This is a genomic window from Halomonas sp. 3F2F (genome assembly GCF_014897805.1).
Classification (GTDB): Bacteria; Pseudomonadota; Gammaproteobacteria; order Pseudomonadales; family Halomonadaceae; genus Vreelandella.
Map to the genome: position 1 here is coordinate 1 of NZ_JABUZE010000029.1, position 21,940 is coordinate 21,940.

The window sequence follows — 21,940 nt, forward strand, 5'->3', positions numbered from 1 at the left end:
TCACCCTCATCGGCAAGCGCCCACATGAATTACCTGATCAAATTATTAAAGAGCTACCGAAGGGCGTTGCCGTTCGATGTGGGGCGTATTCTACCCATTTCTATTTATTCGTCAACACTTTTTTATCTTGTTTGATAGCCACCTAGAAAGAAGATAGGCGACTACTTAAGAAGATAGTTTGTCTAGTAGGAACGTCATTACGGGTAGCAACCAACCCTATGCTGGCCGACGGTGAGATGGGAAGCGATTTACATAAGCCACCATCAACACGAGGTCGGCGGTTCTTTCATACCAACTCAAGACGTTGCAAAAGCTCTTGGCGACGTGGCTCATCAACAAAAGCTTCTTCAATTGCATTACGGTTCAGCATACGGAACACCTCCGCATCCCAGCCAAATGCTTCAGCACAGGCAACATGATTTGTCAGCAACCCACCGCCAAAATAAGCCGGGTCGTCTGAGCTAATTGTCACCTTGAGGTTTTCTTTCAACAACTGGGGAAGAGGGTGATCTCGAAGATCATCAACTACTTTCAAACTGACATTAGACAGCGGGCAAACCGTTAGTACGATTTGACGCTCTCTGAGTCGCTTAACCACCGTGTCACTTTCGAGGCAGCGAACCCCATGGTCAATTCGCTGAACATCGAGGAGATCCATCGCTTCAGCAATATATTCGGCGGGTCCTTCTTCTCCTGCATGGGCAACACGCACCAAGCCAAGTTCTTTAGCTCGCGCAAACAGTGCCTGGAATTTTACCGGGGGATTATCACGCTCTGCGCTGTCTAAACCAATCGCATCTAAAAACTTCCAGTATGGAGCAGCGTTTTCGAGCACGCTGAGCGCTTCTTCAGCCGGACGATCACGCAAAAAAGCCATAATCATACCAACAGACAGATCAAGCGTAGCCTCTGCCTCTTCTTTCGCACGAAGCAATCCCGCCATCACAACCTCAAGAGGAATGCCACGCTGGAGATGGGCCTGAGGGTCAAAATGCATATCAATGTGCACCACCCCTTCACCACGAGCACGCTGAAAATAATCCATCGCCAAGTCATAAAAATCCTGCTCTGTGCGCAGCACATTCATGCCTTGGTAATAAAGATTTAGGAACCCTTGTAGGTCATCGAACTCGTAAGCCGCTTTTGCCTCTTTAGCCGTAGCGTAAGGAAGCTCAATACCATTTCGCTTGGCAAGTTCAAACATTAACTCAGGCTCTAGTGAGCCTTCGATATGCAAATGAAGCTCTACCTTAGGGAGTTGAAGAAGAAATTCATGCATACGAAACTCCTGTCATTAGGATAAATTATTTCCAACATTATCAAGAGTATCCGTATTTAACTTCCCCCCAGCAAGTCGCCAGTGGTAGTTAACGCCAGGCAGCAACGACGGGCATTCTACTTGGTGAATAAAATAGATCGCTGTTCGACCAGTGAGCCAATGGTCAAGAGATTTAGCAATATGCATAGCGGTGAAGGCATCCACACCGGCAAAGGGTTCGTCTAAAAGCACGACTGCTGGATCCCGCAAAAAAACACGAGCCAATGCCACTCTTCGCGCTTGCCCACCTGAGAGCTGCTGCCCCATTTCGCCGACTTGAGTCATAAGCTGATTGGGTTGCTGCTTTACCCAATCTTTTAGGGCGACTTGAGAGAGAGCTTCCCACAGTTGATCATCGCTTGCCTCAGGGTTCGCGATACGCAGATTCGCCGCTAACGATCCATCAAAAAGATCAACCTGCTGCGTGAGCAAAGCAAAATGCTTGGCACGGCTTTCCACAGTAACGTTAGAAGGCGCACAGCTGGCAACGTAAACCTGCCCCTCTGAAGGCGATATTCTACCCATAACAAGGTTAGCCAACGTTGACTTGCCTGCCCCAGAGATACCCGTCACCACTGTTCGCTTCCCGGCAGGCAAGGTAAATGTAGTCTCAGACAGCACCGAATAGACTGTATCGGGATAGCGAAACGAAACATTATAAAACGCCACTGAATGCCCACGAGAAGCATTAGGCAAGGCCAACGACGGCGCCTCAGTCATTATGCTGCTCAGTGCATTTAATCGTCGAGCAGCGCCATAGCTAGCACCGACTTTTAGAAAGGCGTTAGGCAGCGTAGTGAATACTTCATTTATACCCAGCACGGCGATAACCGCCATAACAATGATAGGCCCCGCCACGTGGCCGGCCTCTACAATGAAGCTGCCCAGCCATAATACGCCCACCAACAATACGCCGGTCACCGCTAATACTAGCGCGTTGCCAATGGCCGACTTATAAGCAAGCTGACGCTGATTACTTAGCGCTTGGTCTTCGTGCTGATTAATCCGCGTACGGTACCAAGGATTAGTTTGGTAACTCATTAGCTCAGCCGACGCTTGTACTTGATCAAGCACTAGACGGCGTAACTCTTCTTGGTCGCTAACTTGCTGGTGGCTATTACCAAACCCCAACCACGCATAGCCAAGCGTCACTACAAGCCATAGCACGCTCAACACAGCGGCTATCAAACCACCCAACACTGGCACCCAAATAGCGATAAAGCCAGATACCACCAGGATGCTTAACAGCCCAACTAACGGAGGGATAAGCAAGCGCAGATACAGGTTGTCAAGCGTATCAATATCCGACGTTAAGCGACTTAGCCATTCACTCGCGCGGCGGCGCTTAAGGGTTGCCTCATCCAACCTGGTTAAATCGCCAAATACGCGGTAGCGCAAATCAGCTAATAATGTCAGTACGGTATTGTGGTTATAAAGACGCTCCGCGTAACGTGCCACCGTTCGCAGCAGTGCAAAAAAACGAATACCGCCACCGGGAACATAAATATCCAAAGTAACGGGCAATCCAGCTGCCAACGCGATGCCAGCCAACGCACACGCGGCAATAAACCAACCCGAAAGCCCTAACAGTGCAAGACCTGCCAGGAGCGTCACCAACGCTAACAATGCCCCCATAAAGAAACGCTGACGACGACGCAGCATTATGAGCAGCCATGGTTTCATATCGCGATAAAACTGCTTCATACCGTCGCCTCAATAAGCTGACCGGCTTCACAGGTAAAATGACGATTAGCAACGGCTACCAGCGCAGGGTGGTGCGTTGCAATAACTAGCGTACGGCCTTCCTTTGCCCAATCTAGCAGTGCCTGAATGACAACCTTCTCAGTGATAGCGTCTAGGCTTGCCGTCGGTTCGTCTAATAAAACCAGTTGCGCCTCGCTAAGGTAGACACGCGCCAGCGTAAGACGCTGTGCTTGGCCACCAGACAGTCCGACACCACGCTCGCCTACCAGGCTTTCCAGACCATTTGGTAGCTGGGATAACAACTCACCCAGCCCTGCCCGTTGCAGTGCTCGTACCATTGACACCTGATCAGCTTCAGGGGCCGCTAAGCGCAGGTTATCGGCAAGAGTTCCCTGAATAATGCAAGGCGTTTGATCCAGCCAAGCAACCTGACCACTGTGACGATAGCGGCACTCACCGCTGCTAGGCATCATAAAACCAGCCATTAAGGCTAGGATGGATGATTTACCACTACCTGATTCACCAGTGATAGCAACCACGTCACCACGTCGGATGGTAGCGTTCAGGTTGGACAAGACCGTGGCACGCCCCTCATATCCAACACCAACCCCGCAAAACTCAATAACTGTATTCTCTGAATGAGGCACTGACGTGGCTGAAGGAACCAGATCTGGCTCATTAAGTATTGCCACGATACTTTCAGCCGCCCCTAATGCTGCTGCACGGTCATGATAGTGCTGGGATAGCGTTCGTAGAGGCTGAAAAAACTCGGGTGCCAGCAATAAAACGGCTAGCCCAGTGAAGAGGGTTAGAGCGGAGGATGGCCCATAGTCGATATAACCAAGTAGACCAAAACCGACATACATGGCCACAACCGCAATCGCCACGGATGCAAAAAACTCAAGCACCGCGGATGACAGGAACGCTAGACGCAGCGTGCGCATACTTAGTCGTCGATAGTCATCGGTGGCATACCAAACATCTTTTTGTGCTGACTTGGTATGGCCAAACAGCTGGAGCGTCGTCATCCCTCTGACTCGATCTACAAAGTGGGCCGACAAACGCGACACGGCCATAAATTGATCACGATTCAAACGCTCAGCGCCCATACCTACCAACGCCATAAAAAGCGGGATAAGTGGCGCAGAAAGCAACAAAAAGATGGCCACAAGGTAGTCCAGCCATCCAACAATGCAAAGGATAAGTAACGGTAATGCGACGACAATCCTCATCTGAGGATAAAAACGCGCGAAATAACCGTCTAACGCGTCAATATGCTCTACCGCCTGAGTCGCTATCGCCCCACTCTGTTGGCGAGTAAGCCAAACGGGGCCAAGCGTCGCCACCTTATTTAACAACTCCTCTCGCGCATGCTGGCGAATACGAAGACTTGCCTCTGCACTACTGGCTTCTTGCATTGCTTGGAGTAGTGAGCGACACAGCACCACTGCCACCAACCCCAAGAAAACAACTGTCAGTGATGCCGGTGAGCGACCATGAATGACAAGCTGATCAATGCACCATGCAAGCCCCACCACTAGTAAAACCGTAAGCCCCCCTGCAAGCACGCCACCTATTGCGGCTAGTGTGAGCTTTTTGTGTTCACGCCGAGCAAGAGATTTCAACCATGAGCGTGAAGTTAAGGGTATTACCTGACCTGATTGAGAGGTAGCCATAAGGTTAGTGGCACTCCTCATTTGATGGTCGCGCCTTGCCAGCAATGGATACATCCAAGCTAAAGACAACCGCAAACACTTTTGTCCAAAATAGCGAAAGACGGTCCCAAGCTGGGTTTTGGGTTTTAAAGAAAAGCCCATGGAGTAATGCTATATAGGAGACCAGCCCGATAGTAGAAACTGGAAAAATTGCATGGAAATACTCCACAAAGGCGAACTGAATTCGCGATAGTACGCAGAGGGCAAGCTCCATCACACTCTCCTAAGACCTGGATAAGCATCCCACTGCTGGGCCACACAAGCTTAGTTAAGCCTTACTGGTGCTGCACTTTAGCAATGAGCATGGGCTCTAGGCACGATGCAGCGACACAGCAACTAGGCCTGAGATTCGAATGTGTTGTCATTTGATGCTGTGACAAACGTTATACACTACTAGCGCTTCTTCAAAACTGTGTCGCATTGACGCAGTTAGGACATCACTACGATGCTAACCATGTAGCCAGTGTAAGCAATGAACATAGAGAACAGTACGCCACCCTCGATACGGTTTATACGCCGCGGGCGCCCCCGCCAAGAGAAAGCAAAGAACACCATCATGAGGGTCATAAAGGTCATGACGCTCCAATCACGAATTAGCACTTCGCGCCCTACTTCAATGGGTGTAATAACGCCGGCAAGACCTACCACAGCCAAACTGTTAAACAGGTTAGAACCTACGACATTACCTAGCACCATATCATGCTCTTTGCGCCGCAAAGCGCTGATAGAAGAAGCAAGCTCTGGCAAGGATGTTCCTATTGCTACAACGGTTAAGCCAATAATTAAGTCGCTAACCCCAAAAGCTACCGCTATTTCGACCGCCCCCCACACCAGTATGCGCGAACTAGCGATCAACAAGACTAGTCCAACTAGCGTCCACATAAACGCCTTGCCACGAGACATGGGCTTACTATCCAGCGCTTCTGCTACTTCACCCACTAGCGGATCATCTTGCTGTCCTCGTGAACGAACAATACTAACCCCAATAAAGAGCGCCAACGCACCTAGCAGTAAGACGGCTTCTCCGCGAGAAATCCAACCGTCATAAAGCATATAACCCGTCAAAAGCATGACACCTATCAACAGTGGCATCTCCTTACGGATCACACCAGAATGCACCGCTAAAGGAGCGATCAACGCGACAAAACCTAAAACAAGGCCAATATTAGCGATATTGGAACCATAGGCGTTACCTACCGCTAAACCAGGATTTCCTTGCATGGCCGCCAACACTGACACCATCATTTCTGGTGCAGAGGTGCCAAAACCAATAACCAGCATGCCAATTAATAGAGGCGATAGTCCTAACCACCTAGAGGTAGCTGCAGCACCATCGATAAATTTCTCAGCGCTCCATACAAGAAGCACCAAGCCCAAAACTACAGCCAAAAAAGGGAGCAACATTATTTCATTTCCTTAATAACGTAATGTTAGGCACTATCATTAGGCACCATTGCCGAGGCATCCTTGTCTAACTAGTTGGTTAGGTCAAGTGCTGTTTTACGGGGCGAAGATTAATCTCGATTTGACAGTAGTATCTGCCCACCGTACTAATTTGGATTCCTCAACGTATTGAGAATTAGCAGTTGCCTCATTTTCAGTTTATCAAACGACCTTCTTTGCGGGTGAACTCACCACAGGTCGACTGCCGCCCTCCTGAAGCACGCGCCCAGCGTAGACGCTTACGCGCCTGCCATGAGTGTGACTGGGTGTCTGCACTCCCTCCGCTCGGCTCTGGAGAGAAAGCATCTTGCCCACGCTGTTCACATGTGCTGGTAAAGCGGCATCGTTATCCTGCTCAGAGAAGCATGGCGCTTGCGCTTTCATCCTTGATAGCGCTACTTGCAGCAGTATCATTTCCGTTTGTTAGCTTTAGCATCAGTGGCATTGGTAATCGTATAGAACTTTCACAGACTGCCACTACGCTCATCGCTTTTCATCAGCCTGTTGTCGCTATCGCTGTCATTATGACCATTGTTGTGCTGCCCGCTATTTATCTAATTAGCGTGATCTGGCTTCAGTTTGGTTTACTTCGCGGCCATCCAATGCCGTTTAGTCGGGACATCGCTCGTTCACTAGCGAGGCTTACCCCATGGATGATGGCGGATGTCTTCATCGTTGGGGCGCTGGTGAGTTTGATAAAAATAGCTGGCATGGCACACATTGAAATAGGCATCTCCTTCTGGGCGTTCAGCGCGTTTGCCATCCTTTTACTGTTAACGACACAATCCATTGATTCAGATTGGATGTGGTTCTCTTTAGAGAAAGAACCCCTCGCGCCAGAAGGCACTCTCACAGGAACGACAGCGGCAAGCCAAGGGGTAACCGGCTGCCCAACTTGCGGCCTAATTAATCGGCTTAATGAGCATGCCAAGGGGCACTGTCTGCGCTGCCAAGAAAAGCTCCACCCACGATTACCACACAGCTTGCAACGCACCTGGGCACTGCTTTTTGCAGCAGCGGTGATGTATATCCCTGCTAATGTATACCCTATTATGACCACGACTAGCTTAGGGCACTCATCACCCTCAACGATCATCGGTGGGGTTGTACAGCTGATCCAAATGGGCTCCTGGCCCGTGGCCGTGGTTATCTTTGTGGCGAGTGTTATTGTTCCCGTTGGTAAGCTGGTCGCACTGGTTTGGCTCTGTATGGTCATTAAGCACAGCAACGAACTCAACGCACAAAGCCGAACTCGACTTTATCGGCTGACTGAATTTATAGGCCGATGGTCAATGGTTGACGTATTTGTGGTTTCAATATTAGTAGCTCTGATTCGCGCAGGGTCGTTAATGTCAATTACACCAGGGCCGGCGGCGCTCGCGTTTGCTGCCGTCGTTGTGCTCACAATGTTAGCAGCCATGACGTTTGACCCGCGCTTAATTTGGGACACTCCGCCCCCTCGCTCTACACGCCGTAACACGGCCACCAAGGAAACTGTTGATGGCTAATGATTCAACACCAAAGAAAGCCGATACCAACGACAACAACGATTTACATCGTGCGAAGTCATCACCGCAAACACGGCTCTCTCCGATTTGGATCGTGCCAATCGTTGCTGTTGTGATCGGACTGTGGCTTGCCTACGACAACTACGCCAGCCGAGGCACGCTCGTTACACTAACAATGGACAGCGCGGAAGGTATTGAAGCGGGCAGCACGCTTATTCGCAGCCGCAATGTTGAAATAGGCAGAGTCCAAAACGTTCGCTTATCTGATGACCTTTCCCATGCCGTTATGACCGCCCGCATCCAACCAGAAGCGGAAGCGATGCTAAGGGAAGATAGCCGATTCTGGGTGGTAAAGCCGCGCATCGGCCGCGAGGGCATTAGCGGGCTGGGCACGGTATTGTCGGGTGCCTATATTCAGCTAGAGGCAGGTCAGTCTGATGAACCTGAGCGCGAGTTTACGGTAAGTGATACACCACCAGTTGCCCCAGCTGGGCAGGCTGGTTTGCAAATCAGCTTAGTCAGTCAACTGGGTAACTCACTGCGTATAGGAGACCCTGTTTCTTACCAGGGCTATACCGTAGGACGAGTTGAAGATACTCGGTTTGACGCGGAATCTCGCACCATGCACCACCAAGTATTTATTGAAGAACCCTACGGCCAGTTAGTAACGGATAGCACTCGATTTTGGACATCAAGCGGTGTTGATTTCCAACTAGATGCCGATGGTGTACGTGTCAACGTGGAGTCTCTTGAAGCATTACTGGGAGGCGGCGTTACGTTTGGCGTGCCAGAAGACTTGCCGATGGGGCAACCCGTAGAACCCAATGCACGCTTTAATCTCTATGCGGATGAAAATACTGCCCGGGAAGGAACCTTCAATCAGTATTTAGAGTACGTGCTATTGGTTGATGATACCGTTCGCGGATTATCGAAAGGTGCGCCCGTCGAATTTCGCGGGGTAAGAATCGGTACGGTTGCGTCGGTACCCTGGAACTTTACCGCTCCACAGCCCGACTCGCGTTCTCAGTTTGCCATCCCAGTGCTGATTCGAATCGAGCCTCAGCGGTTGGGCATTGAGAATGCCGACATCGACATAGAACAGTGGGACTCACGCTTTAAGCGCCTTTTTGGCTTAGGGCTACGTGCATCACTCAAAAATGGCAGCCTATTAACGGGTGCACTTTTCGTTGATCTTAATTTTCAACGCGATTTAGCTGATGAATATGTCGCCGAAATGTTCTCCGAGCGGACAGTATTCCCTACTGTTGCTGGCGGCTTTGCACAGATCCAAGCGCAGATAACCAGCCTGCTTGAGAAATTAAACGCGCTTGAAGTTGAGCCATTACTTGCAGGTTTAGACCGAAACTTACAAGCATCTGAAAGTGTGCTCAACGAGATACGCCAAGTAAGCACCTCCATCAACCAGTTGCTGAATGATCCCGATACTCAGGCAGTGGGCGGAAACGTAAATGCGACTCTTGAGGAGCTGCGTAACACCTTGCAAGGTGTATCACCGTCATCTCCAGCCTATCAGGATTTAACAACGGCTATTCAACGGCTGGATCGCTTAATGCGCGACTTACAACCACTTACTCGCACATTAAATGAAAACCCAAGAGCGCTCTTATTCGACAACCTGGATACTCAAGATCCCGTGCCTCGCGCACCACGCTAAGAAGGAGCTTACTATGCGCTATAAGGCAATCCGCTATTTATCACTACTTGGCCTTTGCATACAGCTAAGTGCTTGCGCTAGCAGTGTCACACCACCCTCTCGCTACATGCTACCAAGCGAAAATGCAGTGAGTTCGCCAAACCAGCCGATCGGCACACTGCAAGTGCGAGCACCACGTTTAGCACATTATCTGGATGTGGACGGCATCGTCATGCAGCTTGATGACATCACCCTAATTGAAGCCCGCGAACACCAATGGGCTGAAAGTATTGGACGCCAATTAGAACGTGCATTACGTGCTCAACTATCCCAAGAACTCACGTCCATTCAGGTCGTTCATGCGGATGGCAATGCACCTGAAGCGCTCACATTACTACTTGAAGTTGATCAATTTCAGGGGCGGCACGACGGGCGAGCGGTCACCAGTGGCCAATGGCAGTTACGCGGCGCAGATAACAACCTACTTGCGCTAAAAAGTTTTTCTGCAGAGACCGAGCTCCAGCAGGACGGCTACCCTGCTCTCGTTCGCTCACTTGGCGAAAGCTGGGATAAGGTGGCCCTGCAAATCGCCAACGAGATCCGCGAAGGAAATTATTTTCAGATGTGACATCAGTAAGGCATCCAGCCTCTAGGTTAAACGCTGAAATGAAGTATCCATGATATACTAAAGGAGTCATCTTTCAGCATCACCACGTCACCCCCGATTCAAGCCAATGTCTATTTCACCGTCTTGATCGGCAAAAAAATGACCATCGCGGCAGCGTGCTTTATCTGGCAAACTTCGCTGCCGCGAAGGTGTACCATCCTCGCTTTTTGAACATTACGCTCAGTAACGACGACGCCAAGCGGCGTCACTTACTAAGCGATTGCGGAGAACGCATGAGCTTTTCTGAACTTGGTCTGCACGACGATTTACTACGGGCGGTTACCGCGCAGGGCTATACGCAGCCTACCCCTATTCAACAAAAAGCTATACCCGTTGTACTTGAAGGTCGCGACATGCTCGCCAGTGCACAAACTGGCACAGGCAAAACCGCTGGCTTTACGTTGCCCATGTTACAGCGGTTAGCGAATGGCAAGCGCCCCGGCAAACGCCAAGTACGCGCGTTAGTGCTCACGCCTACGCGCGAGCTTGCTGCCCAGGTAGGCGAAAGCGTAACCGCTTACGGCAAGCACCTCTCTTTACGCTCGCATATTATTTTCGGCGGTGTTGGCCAACAGCCACAAGTGGATGCACTCAAAGCGGGGCTTGATGTGTTGGTCGCCACGCCAGGTCGGCTACTAGACTTGCATCAGCAGGGCCACGTGGATCTATCGGCCGTAGAAATCCTGGTGCTCGACGAAGCTGATCGCATGCTCGACATGGGATTCATCCATGATATCAAGCGTCTATTGCGCTTAGTACCGAAACAGCGTCAAAACCTGCTGTTCTCTGCAACATTCTCCAACGACATACAGTTATTGGCGCAACAGCTGCTCAACAACCCAGCGTTAATAGAAGTCGCACCTCGCAACACGACCGCTGAAAAAATTGAGCAAACCATTTACCGAGTAGATCGTGATAAAAAACGCGAGCTGCTGGCCCATTTAATTCAGCAGCATGGTTGGTTTCAGGTACTCGTTTTCACACGCACCAAACATGGCGCGAACCGCTTAGCAGAGCAGCTCTCTAAGCAAGACATACCCGCCATGGCCATCCATGGCAATAAGAGCCAAGGGGCTAGAACACGTGCACTAGGTGCTTTCAAAAGCGGTGATTTGCAGGTACTTGTCGCCACTGACATTGCCGCTCGCGGGCTAGATATCAACGAACTTCCCCATGTCGTTAATTTCGACTTACCCAATGTGGCAGAGGATTATGTTCACCGTATTGGACGCACCGGCCGAGCGGGCAGCGATGGCGAAGCAGTTTCGCTCGTATGTGTCGACGAACACGGCTTGCTGAGTGGGATTGAGCGTCTTATCAAGCAAAACCTGCCTAAACGTATCGAACCCGGTTTTGAACCTGATCCAAACGCCAAGCCCGAGCCGATTGAAAATGGCCGCCGTGGTCAGAAGCAGCCCCGCGCCAAACGTAAACCGGAAGGGCAAGCAGCTAATACAGGCGGTGAACGTCGTCGTCGCGCCCGTCGCTAGCCCTTAGCTTAGGAATATGCGAAGGTTGTCGCTTCGCGTATTCCGCTGGCACAGCTTAACTTATTCATGGAGTGATTATGGCGTCGTCTCAACTTATTAACGATTACCGCCAGTGGCTTACCTTTCAACGCCAGGAGCAACTAAGCCGTGAGCACCAAGGTATTTCACAGCGGCTAGAAGATGCCCGGGCATCGGCTGGACAAGTGCTGCAGGCGTATCGCAGCATGGCTGAAAAAGCCTCTACAGAGGGCGCTTGTTATCGCACACTTTTCTTACGTGAACGTAATGATAACGAATCGCTACCCTGTGAAGGATGGTTATTTGTACGACGGGTACTTAGCGAAGAGAGCAGCACGCGAGTACGGGTAACGTTACTGGAAACCTTTACGCTGGAAGACGGCATTATTACACCTGGGGATAAACCTGCACGTAAATTAACCCTCGAAATCTACGACAAGCTGAATATTGATAAGGGGATGCGTACCGAGGTGCGCGTAGACTGCTTAGACACGCAGCAAGATTATCATTTCATTACCCTGCTTGATGCGGTACGCGGCGACTTACGCCCCCACCTCAAGTAAATGTCAGCATGGCTTCTCGTCGCACATACACCTTTATTGTTCTGATGTTCGTAGTAGGGCTTAATTTACGCCCTGCTATGTCATCAGTTGCGCCGCTGCTTTCCCGACTGCAAGAAACTGCGGGGTTAAGTCCTGCATCAGCGGGCATTTTAACCACGTTGCCCGTGCTTTTTTTAGGCTTGTCAGCCCCACTTGCTCCCCTATTGGCTAAACAGTTGGGCAGCGAACGGGCCCTGAGTAGTGCACTGCTTTTATTAACTTGCGGTTTAATCTTAAGAGGCATGCCAGTGCCTGGCGCGCTTTTTATTGGCTCAGCAATGGCAGGCAGCGCGATCGGCCTTAGCGGCACCCTTCTACCAGCGCTTGTTAAACGCGAGCTTCCCCACAGCGCCGATCTTCTGACTGGTTTATACACCATGGCGTTATGTTTCGGCGGTGCTTTAGGCGCTGGTCTTAGTGTTCCGCTGATGCAATGGCTAGGCAGCTGGCAGTTGAGTCTAATGAGCTGGTCACTGTTAGCATTAGTAGCCCTGGCACTATGGGTGATCAACATGCCAACGGCCCAACACACCCCACTCAAGCCAAGAAGCTCTTCTTCGCTCGCCCAATTAATGCGTAAGCCACTTACGTGGCATGTCATGCTGTTCATGGGCATTCAGTCTTCCATGGCTTACATTGTGTTTGGTTGGCTGCCCACCTTATTAGTCTACAGAGGCTATGATGAAGCTGCGGCCGGCTGGACAATGGCCATCTCAATCATGTGTCAGTTAGTTTCAGCACTGGGCGCACCTTGGCTAGCCCGCTTAACCCACGATCAACGCCCTGCCTTACTACTAGTTCTTTTTAGCACTGCACTAGGGCTTTGGATGTTGCTTATTGCGCCACTAGCCTGGAAGTGGCCCGGCGCGGTACTTCTTGGTATTGGTCAAGGCGGCAGCTTCAGCTTAGCACTCAGCCTGTTGGTGTTACGAACGGCTAACTCGCGTCTCGCGGGGCAGCTTTCTGGCTTAGTACAGGGTGGCGGCTATACGTTGGCAGCGCTAGGCCCTTTTGGGGTTGGTCTGATGCTGCAAGCCGGAGCAGAGTTAGCCCACATAGCATGGCTGCTTATTCTGCTAATTGTTATTTGTTGCGGATTTGCCTTATTGGCTGGGCGTAACCGCCAATTAGACGATCATAGCGGTGAGTTGTTAGTACATCGCGGTTAGCCGTCGTGCAAGGCAATACCTGCCTCAGTTTGCAGAGCCTGTTTCAATAGCATACAGAGGCACGGACACTTAGGCACAGGTACTTAGACACAAGCACTTAGACACACGTACTTAGACACACGTACTTAGACGCTACGATTGAGAAAGACCCTTTTAGATTCGCCCAATTCAGGAAACGGCTATGAGCATCACTTCTCCCCTGGCAAACGCCGCCCCCACTCAAGAACGTGTGCTGGTCATCTATACTGGCGGCACCATTGGCATGCAGCCAAATGTAAAGGGACTAGCCCCAGGGGGGAACTTTCAAGATCGCATGGCAGACGCACTAAGCCAGCTTCCTATACTGCACCAACATGCCCTTCCCGCTTATGACGTGCTTAGTTATGCGTCATTGATCGACTCAAGTGCAGCGACGCCGCTGACTTGGCAACAGATTGCCAACGATATTGCAGCCCACTTAGCCAACTACCGTGGATTTGTCGTTATCCACGGCACGGATACCCTAAGCTGGACCGCGTCGAGTCTTGCCTATCAGCTACAGGGGATTGACCGCCCGGTTGTGTTAACAGGCTCTATGCATCCTCTTGAAATGATTGATAGCGATGCAATCGGCAACCTTTACGGAGCATTAAGGTTTGCTGCAAACGTTGAGTTACAAGAGGTGGCGATCTATTTTTCAAATCGCCTTCTGAGGGGGGCACGAGCGATTAAACAACACACGGAATCCTTAGATGCATTTATCTCACCAAGCTACCCCTGTATCGGTGAACGCGTTGGCGATGACTTCATTTATTACCCAAGTAGAGGTTTAGGGTTTCAACAACGCGGCGCGCCCCGCTTTGAGCTTGCAGACTATCAAGCCGTCTCCGATGGCGCCGTTATCAGACTAGCATTGTGGCCAGGTATATCGCCTTGGCAATTGGAAGCTCTGCTCGGTGATTCGCGCGTTAAGGGGGCTCTACTGCAGCTTTGGGGAGCAGGTAATATACCCAACGACCCTGCAATCATTGATGTCATTGCTAACGCCAGTGGCGAAGGAAAACTGCTGGCCGCGGTTAGCCAGTGCCCCCAGGGCAGCATTCATATGGGCGAGTACGCAGCGGGCCACGGTCTAGCAGAAGCGGGCCTACTGTCTGGAGATAACATGACACCGGAAGCCGCTTTCACCAAACTCGTTCACCTATTGGCTCAACCCCTTTCCATGGACATTCGACGCCAGCGATTTTTAACGCCACTTGTCGGCGAGCGCTAAACACCGCACGTCGATCAATTCGCACTGGCGTAGTCACTTATACACGCTATGTTTAAACATACGCTAACAACCAAAAGGAAAGCAGCGTATGGAACGGCCTGTACACTATTTTAGCGAGCTATTTGAACAACTCGGGCTACGCTCGGATGCAGAGTCCATAGAGCACTTTATTCAGCGCCACTCCCCCCTTCCCAAAGAAATGCCGCTCGCGGAGGCACCCTGCTGGAACGAAGGCCAAGCTGATTTTCTTCGTGAGGCCGTGGAAGATGATGCCGACTGGGCCGAAGTTGTCGACCACCTTGATGCCTCGATGCACAAACGAGCTTGATTGCTGCTGAACACCTCTTTGCGCGCCGCTCACTAACGGCGCCAATATAGCCATCAACTGTTGAGGCGAGCTTCAACGCGCTCAAGAATTTGCCTGCTCACTTTTCCTACTAATGGCTTTGCAGCACGATTCACCGCTTTTTCCATCAATCGGTTACGGATCTCATAACTCAGCGTAAGCGATACCTCTGTCCCCTCCGGCACTTCACGCAATTGATAACGACCTTGGTTTTTAACGCCTTCCAATGATTCCCATGCCAGCACATAAGGTGGCTTGATCTCGGTTACTGCCACATCAAATGACCAATCCATACCCACCGCGTGGACATGCCAGCGATAACGGTTATCGCCTAAGGTATCAATTGATCTAATGAGATCAGAATAGTCAGCAAAATCTTCAACTCGGCTCAGCAGTTCAAACACTCTTTCAGGCTGAGCATTAATAATTTCGCTATGTTCTATGGTGGCCATGGATTCATCCCTTACGACTAGAAGGATTAGCTTAGCATGTTGGCCCATGCGCATACCGAACAGAAAATGGTACCAATTGCCGCTACCACTGGCCAGGCAAGCCCGCATTGCGTAAACTGCCGTCCTTCCGGACCGGACCCCGGAATCTCATTTAGCGCGACGCTAAAGCACTCAATAAATTCTCCGGCCAATGAGTAATTATTATGTCGTTACCCCCTACCTCTGGCGCAGACGCGTCATCTACCGTTGTGATTTATTCCGGCGGCATGGACTCCTATACCGTTCTTCACCGCGCAATTAAAGAAGGGCTCGAGGTTCATGCGCTCTCCTTTGATTATGGCCAACGCCACGCCAAAGAACTGGACATAGCGAAAGCCGTTTGTAAGCAGCACGATATTCCCCATCAAGTCGTTGATATACGTGCTATTCACGGTTTAATTGATAACTCAGCGCTGACCAACCCAGATATATCAATGCCTGAAGGTGACTACGCCGCTGATAACCTCCCTACCACCGTTGTCCCTAACCGCAATATGATTCTGCTTTCGTTAGCCATTGCTAAGGCAGTTAATATCGGTGCGGGGCGTGTCGATTACGGCGCCCACGGCGGTGATCATATTCTCTACCCTGACTGCCGCCCTGAATTTGTTCACGCAATGAACCAGGTCGCTGGCATCGCTAATTTTGAACCGATAACGCTGCATGCACCTTATCTAGCATCGAGCAAAGCCGATATCTTGCGCGATGGCTTAGCAATGGGCCTGAACTACCGTGATACCTGGACCTGCTATGAAGGGCGCCCACTGGCTTGCGGCAAGTGTGGCAGTTGCCGTGAACGGCTGGCGGCGTTCGCAGCCAACAATACTTCAGACCCACTGGCGTATGAATCTACCCCTGCACAGGTTACCAGCTGATGTATCACGTCAAAGAAGCCTTTTATACCTTGCAGGGCGAAGGTGCACAGGCAGGCCGTGCCAGCGTATTTTGCCGCTTTAGCGGCTGCAATTTGTGGTCTGGGCGTGAAATCGATCGCGCCAGCGCAAAATGCTCCTTTTGCGACACCGATTTTATCGGTACGGATGGCATTAACGGTGGGCGCTTTAACACTCCACGTGAACTCGCTGATCACATTAAAGCCCTTTGGCCAGTTCATGCGGGGAGAGCAACGCCCTACGTGGTATTCACTGGCGGCGAGCCATTACTCCAGCTTGATACCCCGCTGATCGCACTACTACACAGCGATGGATTTGAAGTGGCTGTTGAAACGAATGGAACGGTCATACCACCGCCAGGAATTGACTGGCTATGTGTTAGCCCGAAGGGCACAAACTCATTGGTGGTCACCCGTGGCGATGAGTTAAAGCTGGTTTTCCCACAATCTGCAGCGCCACCCACTCAATTCGCCAATTTGGACTTCAACCACTTTTTTTTGCAGCCGATGGACCACGGCATAGCGCAGAGAAATCACGCGACGGTTCAGGCAACCACCGAGTATTGCATGGCTAACCCCCAGTGGCGGCTATCGCTTCAAACGCACAAGATTGCAGGATTTGAGTAATGGCGTTATTTGTAAATCGTCTCAGCCATATTGATGTTTCACTGTGGTGCCCTACAAAAGGGTTGGTAGGCTGTAGCTGGCAAGTAGATGCTCAACTGGATGGGGAGCTAGGCGAAGATGGTATGCTTTTTGACTTCGGGGAAGTTAAGCCTTGGATCAAACGCACACTCGATAGTGGCCTAGACCATACGCTGCTCGTACCTGTCAACGCGCCCGGCATTAAGGTTACTGACTGCGCTGAAGGTATCTGCATTAGAACAGCGACTCCTTACGAAATGGAAGTTCGCGGGCCAGCCCAAGCATTTACCTTGCTCCCCTGGGATACCATCACTGTTGAGCGTGTCACCCACTATTTAAGCTCACAGCTGACGAAGCAAGAGCAACGGCCAGCTAATGTCCACAGTGTCACGCTAACGCTGAGTGACGAGCCTATAGACGGCGCTGCCTATGGCTACACTCACGGACTGAAACGGCATCTCGGCAACTGTCAGCGGATTGCCCATGGCCACCGCTCGCGCCTGTTTATCTGGCAGCAGCAGGCACGTCAGCCAGCGCTTGAGCAGCGCTGGGCAGCATGGCTGGATAATCGATACCTGCTTGAACAGGCCGATATTGAAAGCCAGGTTGATGAAAAGCTGACTTGCCGTTATCAGTCGGCACAAGGCACATTTTCGATCACGCTGCCTCAAGAACGCTGCTGTGTACTGCCCAAGCCGACAACCGTCGAGAATATTGCGTTATGGCTTGCCAAGAGTATTGCAGATCACAGCGGCCATAAAACACTGGTTCAAGCCTTTGAGGGGATTGATAAAGGCGCGACGGCAGAAGCCTCGCCATGAGTAGTCACGTTTTCGCAACAGACACCGCCGCCTGCCGAGCTGGCTGCGGTGCTTGCTGTATTGCACCGTCGATCACCTCTTATATACCCGGCATGCCAAATGGCAAACCGGCGGGCGTTCGATGCGTACAGTTAAGTGATGACAATCTATGCAGGTTATTTGGCGATCCTAGCCGTCCCGCTGTGTGTGCGCGGTTCGACTATGATGCTGATGTGTGTGGCGAGCACCGAGAAGAGGCGCTCGCCACACTTAACTGGCTGGAAACATCAACCCGTTAGTCACCCGTTCAGGTTTCGTTTTCAACACTTACCGCGTGGGGCAACCGTCTATCAAGCAGACTAACCCAGCGAACAAGCACTGGCGCATCACTATGGCTCACTTCACTCAATAAGCGCCTAAATGCTTCTTTGGCCTGCAAGTCGTTTGGTGCAATACGCGTCAGCCAAAGCTCGAGCGCCGCAAGCTCCTGATGGCGATTGCCATGCTCACGGGCCTGATTAATGGCCATTTCAGCCAGCGCTTTCACTTCATTAGCAGGGTGCCCGAGCAAATCACGCACTTTAGCTAACTGCGTTGCCAACTCAGGTAAAAAGAGCGTTGTGCGCTCTTTGGCAATGACCAGACACTGATCCAGATAATCTTCAGCCGCTTTTAACTCGCCAAGCTCAATACATGCATCTGAGTACCATAGGACCGGACGCTGATAGCGATCACGCCCATTCAGCTCTGCCATCTGGTCCAGGCTGTCCCGCACCTGCACTAAGCCCCCCTGGTCACCCGCCAGCGCTCGCTGCCAGCCAAGAATCCCCTGGGCAGAAATCTGCCACAGTTGCAAATCGGGCGTACCCGTCATTGCAGCAGCACGCTCAGCGTGTCGTGCTGCTAGATGTACATGGCCAAGCTGCCGATAAAGCGCAGCGGAAAACATCAACGCCATGGCAAGCGTACCTGGATGGCCAATTTTTTCAGCTAATCGGATCGCGGAAGAGATATGCCGCTCTGCGCGCTGGTAGTCACCACGCAAGCAGAGCGCCCAGCCTTGGAAAGAAGCCGCGGTTACTTGCGGGTGATCAGAGAATGGCAGCCATTCAATCATCATTTGCGCATTGAGCGGGTCAATTTCGTCCAGGTGGTCATGCGCTTGCTGAATGCGTCCAGCCCAGTATTCGCAATGCGCCCGCGCATAATCTGCCAGCCTTTGGTAGCGCGGATCCTCTAAACGCCCAGCAATGTCTGCCAGCGTCGAGGCGAGTGCAAATGCATCGGCGTGGGCATAGCGCTGACTTCGACCAACCCATAAGCCCCACTTAACCAAAAATATTTGCTCAAGGTCTTCTGGATCTTCCGTGGCGGCGCCACCCGACTGGCGGAGCAACTCCCTCGCACGCACGAAGCTCTCATGCGCAGTGGGCGAACCATGCCCCTCTAAGGCGAAGGCCGCTTGGCCACGCACGGTCAGCAGGCTCACTTCGCGCTCAACTTCATGATCGACATGACGCAGGCTAGCAAGTCCGAAGTCTGCCATGCGCAGTGCCGTACGGTTAGCGCTCACCTTGAGGGCTTCCCGCGCGGCCAGTTCAAAGTAACGAGCGCCCCTGGCGTAGTGGCCGCTGCGGCGTAGGTGGGTTGCAAAATCACCAGGGTGGCGGCTAATCCATACAGGGAAGCGCTCTTCAATCAGCGTGACTACCTGCTGATGAAGCTTAACCCGCACATCCCTAGGGCACGAAAGATAAGCGGCTTCTTGCAGCAGTTGGTGGCTAAACTGATGCTCTGGCTCGCCCCCGTCTTTATCCACTGGCTCGATAATTTCCAGTTGACGCATGTGCTCAATTGCTTGGCACAGCCGCGGCTTTTCCCAACCACTGCACTCTTGCAGAAAATCAAGACGGAAACGCTTGCCTAATACCGCCGCTACGTGGGCAATTTCCCGATCACCCTCCAACTGGTCAATTCGGCTAGCCAGCAGTCCTAACAACCCTTTGGGCAGCTCATCAAACTGCACACTACGACCTTCACGGCGATCCATATCTAAACGCCGACAAATCTCTTGCATATACAGCGGCACCCCATCGCAACGCTCAATGATTTGATTGCGTAGCCGTGGGCTTAAATGAATGCGATACCGGCGGGATAACTGAGAAAGCAAGCGAGACGACTGTTGCGCATCCAGCCTTCCAAGGGTAATTTGCTGATCCCAGTGCAATTTGACCGGCAGTGGCTCTCGGCCATGGTGACTGGCGACCAGCATGAAGGCTGTATTGATCGGCAACCGAGCTTGTAGCCCTGCCAACACCTTGAATGAAGGTTCATCAAGCCATTGCAGATCATCAATCATTAGTACCAATGTCCGTGAACTGGCCAGATGATCGATTAAGCGGTGTAACAGCTTTACAACTAGCTCAATAGCCTCACCATTCTGAGTTAACTGGGCCACTTCTTGAACATCACGCACACCGAGCGCTTCTTCAAGCAGTTGCTGACGTTCATCCTCCAGAGGCTCTAAGGAGAGCGTTTCTTGCAATTGACGAACAGCTTCACAAGTTGGCGTTGCTTCAACATACCAAGCGAGCAGAGTACGTGCGACACCGTAGGGCTCTAGCACCGATAGCCGCGTCGTTGGCTGCCAACAAATGGCAGCATCACGACTCAGTTCTAACTGGCGAAAACCCACCATTAGCGCAGATTTACCCATCCCGGATGCACCACGTACTAGCACACTCTGGCGCAAACCAATGCCTGCCCTCGCCAACGCATCTCTTAACGTGCGTAGTGATGTTTCTCGACCCACTAAACTGGGAGGTAGCGCATCCCTACCGCCCTCATTCACTCCCAGCACTAACGCTCTCAAGCGGACGCGGCCATCGCTCGCCACTAAACGAGATACCAACCGCGGTTGCAAATCAAGTGCAGGCGGCATGTGCTGGCTGGCTTCTTGAGAGATCACCAACTCGCTACCCTCTGCGGCACTCATTAACTCCAGTGATACTTGGGTTACTTGGCCAAGCGGGTCAGCTAGCTGACGTTCAGGTAGATAAACCACTCTTCCGCTATTAAGACCTGCGGCGAGCTCAAATTTTGGAGGATCACCGTCACCGATCCAGTGACGCTGGGACTCTAAAGGCAACGCCAGACGGCAGTGCTCATAAAGCGCAACCAGCTCTGCCAACTGATGAGCCGGACCATGGGTACCAAAGCAGGCCAAGCCAAGCCCACCTGTTGCGCCCGGCAACCAGAAGCCACCTAAGTGATGACACTGCTGCTCTAACCAGCGCAGTAGCTCTAATTGAAGCGCCAAACAGTTCCGGGTAGCCGCGCGATCTTGCCAATCACCTTGTAACTTAAGCCGGATAGCCATCACAGATAACTGGCGCAGCTCAATTTCATCTTCGCGAAGAGGCTTACTATCCGCTGCCAACACGCGCGAAAAAGCGCCTTGCGGGCTCAGTACACGCGGATCATGGTGACCATCTGACCAATAATTAGCTAACTGTAGAAAGCTCGGTTCGGGCTGCTGTCCAGAAAGCGCCAACAACTGTAGATAGCTGTTGTACTGTTCATGGGCAGCCGCCATCTGATTTTTCTCGGCCAACTGACGTACCAGACGTTCATGAAATGGACCGTAGCCAGAAAAGCGACTGACTAAACCTTCCAATAGATTGTCAGGGACATCGGAGTGGGCATCTAACACCTGCTCAGCGAAACGGATAACACGCTGACGCCACTCGTTTCGTACTTGAACTAACCAGCGTTGAAATTCGCTGCAGTTGGCAAGCTGGAGTTCTTCTATCAAATCCCCCTGATAACACGACATCACCTCTTCGAGGTTCGCCAAATCTCGAGGGCCTTCCAACAATTGCTGTAATTCGTGCAAGTCAACCCGCCAGTGGGCAGGCAACTGAAAAGCGATGGTCTGGCGAGATACGTTCAACACTTGCTCGGCATTGTCCCCCATCGACTGACGCAGACAGTGAAGCGCATGACGTAGGTTGGTTCTGCCCGATGACAGCCCCTGGTCTGGCCAAAGCAACTCTGCGAGGGAAGCTCGGTTGACCGGCTGTCGGTGCAGCAACAAATAAACGAGCAGCGCTTTTACCTTGTCATAACTGAAGTGCGTCAGCACATCTTCTCCTTGTGCTAAAGAGAAATGGCCAAACAGGGTCAGTTGGTCTGTCTCACGAGCATCGCGCATGATACATATCCTA

At 51.7% G+C, this 21,940-nt stretch carries 18 protein-coding genes and 1 pseudogene; 12 read left to right on the top strand and 7 right to left on the bottom strand.

Going from position 1 to position 21,940, the window contains the following annotated elements; translation table 11 throughout:
- Positions 1-286 precede the first annotated feature (286 nt).
- From INT21_RS02685 to INT21_RS02705, 5 genes and pseudogenes are all read right to left on the bottom strand, one after another.
- On the bottom strand, positions 287-1,279 hold the full coding sequence (locus tag INT21_RS02685; protein ID WP_193084838.1) for an adenosine deaminase: 993 nt from the start codon (positions 1,277-1,279) through the stop codon (positions 287-289).
- Positions 1,280-1,294: 15 nt separating this feature from the next.
- Positions 1,295-3,022, bottom strand: a complete 1,728-nt coding sequence (gene cydC / locus INT21_RS02690) for a thiol reductant ABC exporter subunit CydC (RefSeq protein WP_193060599.1) — start codon at positions 3,020-3,022, stop codon at positions 1,295-1,297.
- Complete coding sequence (gene cydD / locus INT21_RS02695; RefSeq protein WP_193060600.1) at positions 3,019-4,698, bottom strand: thiol reductant ABC exporter subunit CydD; 1,680 nt, start codon at positions 4,696-4,698, stop codon at positions 3,019-3,021. Before cydD ends, cydC begins: the two co-directional genes overlap by 4 nt.
- A gap of 49 nt (positions 4,699-4,747) precedes the next feature.
- Positions 4,748-4,951, bottom strand: a pseudogene (locus INT21_RS02700) (cytochrome ubiquinol oxidase subunit I); the annotation flags it as partial.
- Between the two features lie 215 nt (positions 4,952-5,166).
- Positions 5,167-6,141: a calcium/sodium antiporter gene (locus INT21_RS02705; protein ID WP_089038219.1), complete on the bottom strand. Its 975-nt coding sequence runs from the start codon at positions 6,139-6,141 to the stop codon at positions 5,167-5,169.
- Positions 6,142-6,341: 200 nt separating this feature from the next.
- Here INT21_RS02705 and INT21_RS02710 point away from each other — a divergent pair, with 200 nt between their 5' ends.
- The 8 genes from INT21_RS02710 (at position 6,342) to INT21_RS02745 (ending at position 14,868) form a co-directional block, all read left to right on the top strand.
- Positions 6,342-7,688 (top strand): PqiA/YebS family transporter subunit, encoded by a 1,347-nt coding sequence (locus INT21_RS02710; RefSeq protein ID WP_443602021.1) that lies wholly within the window; start codon positions 6,342-6,344, stop codon positions 7,686-7,688.
- A complete protein-coding gene (pqiB, locus tag INT21_RS02715) occupies positions 7,681-9,363 on the top strand; it encodes an intermembrane transport protein PqiB (protein ID WP_193060602.1) in 1,683 nt (560 codons plus the stop codon). Before INT21_RS02710 ends, pqiB begins: the two co-directional genes overlap by 8 nt.
- Before the next feature lie 13 nt (positions 9,364-9,376).
- Entirely contained in the window at positions 9,377-9,970 is a 594-nt protein-coding gene (locus INT21_RS02720) for a PqiC family protein (protein ID WP_193060603.1), read from the top strand.
- 272 nt (positions 9,971-10,242) lie between these two features.
- Positions 10,243-11,499: a DEAD/DEAH box helicase gene (locus tag INT21_RS02725; protein WP_089038216.1), complete on the top strand. Its 1,257-nt coding sequence runs from the start codon at positions 10,243-10,245 to the stop codon at positions 11,497-11,499.
- Between the two features lie 77 nt (positions 11,500-11,576).
- The gene (locus tag INT21_RS02730) at positions 11,577-12,080 is read left to right on the top strand and encodes a hypothetical protein (protein WP_038483828.1); all 504 of its coding nucleotides are present in this window, start codon (positions 11,577-11,579) and stop codon (positions 12,078-12,080) included.
- Positions 12,081-12,088: 8 nt separating this feature from the next.
- Complete coding sequence (locus tag INT21_RS02735) at positions 12,089-13,288, top strand: MFS transporter (protein ID WP_193060604.1); 1,200 nt, start codon at positions 12,089-12,091, stop codon at positions 13,286-13,288.
- 181 nt (positions 13,289-13,469) lie between these two features.
- Entirely contained in the window at positions 13,470-14,540 is a 1,071-nt protein-coding gene (locus INT21_RS02740; protein WP_193060605.1) for an asparaginase, read from the top strand.
- A gap of 88 nt (positions 14,541-14,628) precedes the next feature.
- Positions 14,629-14,868, top strand: a complete 240-nt coding sequence (locus INT21_RS02745; RefSeq protein ID WP_193060606.1) for a DUF2789 domain-containing protein — start codon at positions 14,629-14,631, stop codon at positions 14,866-14,868.
- 53 nt (positions 14,869-14,921) lie between these two features.
- Here the strand turns inward: INT21_RS02745 and INT21_RS02750 are convergent, their stop codons facing one another.
- The gene (locus tag INT21_RS02750) at positions 14,922-15,338 is read right to left on the bottom strand and encodes an SRPBCC family protein (RefSeq protein ID WP_125747528.1); all 417 of its coding nucleotides are present in this window, start codon (positions 15,336-15,338) and stop codon (positions 14,922-14,924) included.
- Between the two features lie 203 nt (positions 15,339-15,541).
- Here INT21_RS02750 and queC point away from each other — a divergent pair, with 203 nt between their 5' ends.
- From queC to INT21_RS02770, 4 genes are read left to right on the top strand one after another with little or no spacing between them, the layout of a single operon-like run.
- Positions 15,542-16,252 (top strand): 7-cyano-7-deazaguanine synthase QueC, encoded by a 711-nt coding sequence (queC, locus tag INT21_RS02755; protein ID WP_193060607.1) that lies wholly within the window; start codon positions 15,542-15,544, stop codon positions 16,250-16,252.
- The gene (gene queE / locus INT21_RS02760) at positions 16,252-16,896 is read left to right on the top strand and encodes a 7-carboxy-7-deazaguanine synthase (protein ID WP_193060608.1); all 645 of its coding nucleotides are present in this window, start codon (positions 16,252-16,254) and stop codon (positions 16,894-16,896) included. Before queC ends, queE begins: the two co-directional genes overlap by 1 nt.
- A complete protein-coding gene (locus INT21_RS02765) occupies positions 16,896-17,735 on the top strand; it encodes a 6-carboxytetrahydropterin synthase (RefSeq protein ID WP_193067871.1) in 840 nt (279 codons plus the stop codon). The genes queE and INT21_RS02765 overlap by 1 nt, the downstream gene beginning before the upstream one ends.
- Entirely contained in the window at positions 17,732-18,013 is a 282-nt protein-coding gene (locus INT21_RS02770) for a YkgJ family cysteine cluster protein (protein WP_193060609.1), read from the top strand. The genes INT21_RS02765 and INT21_RS02770 overlap by 4 nt, the downstream gene beginning before the upstream one ends.
- An 8-nt stretch (positions 18,014-18,021) precedes the next feature.
- Here INT21_RS02770 and INT21_RS02775 read toward each other — a convergent pair whose 3' ends face one another.
- Positions 18,022-21,927 (bottom strand): AAA family ATPase, encoded by a 3,906-nt coding sequence (locus INT21_RS02775; protein ID WP_193060610.1) that lies wholly within the window; start codon positions 21,925-21,927, stop codon positions 18,022-18,024.
- Positions 21,928-21,940: the final 13 nt, after the last annotated feature.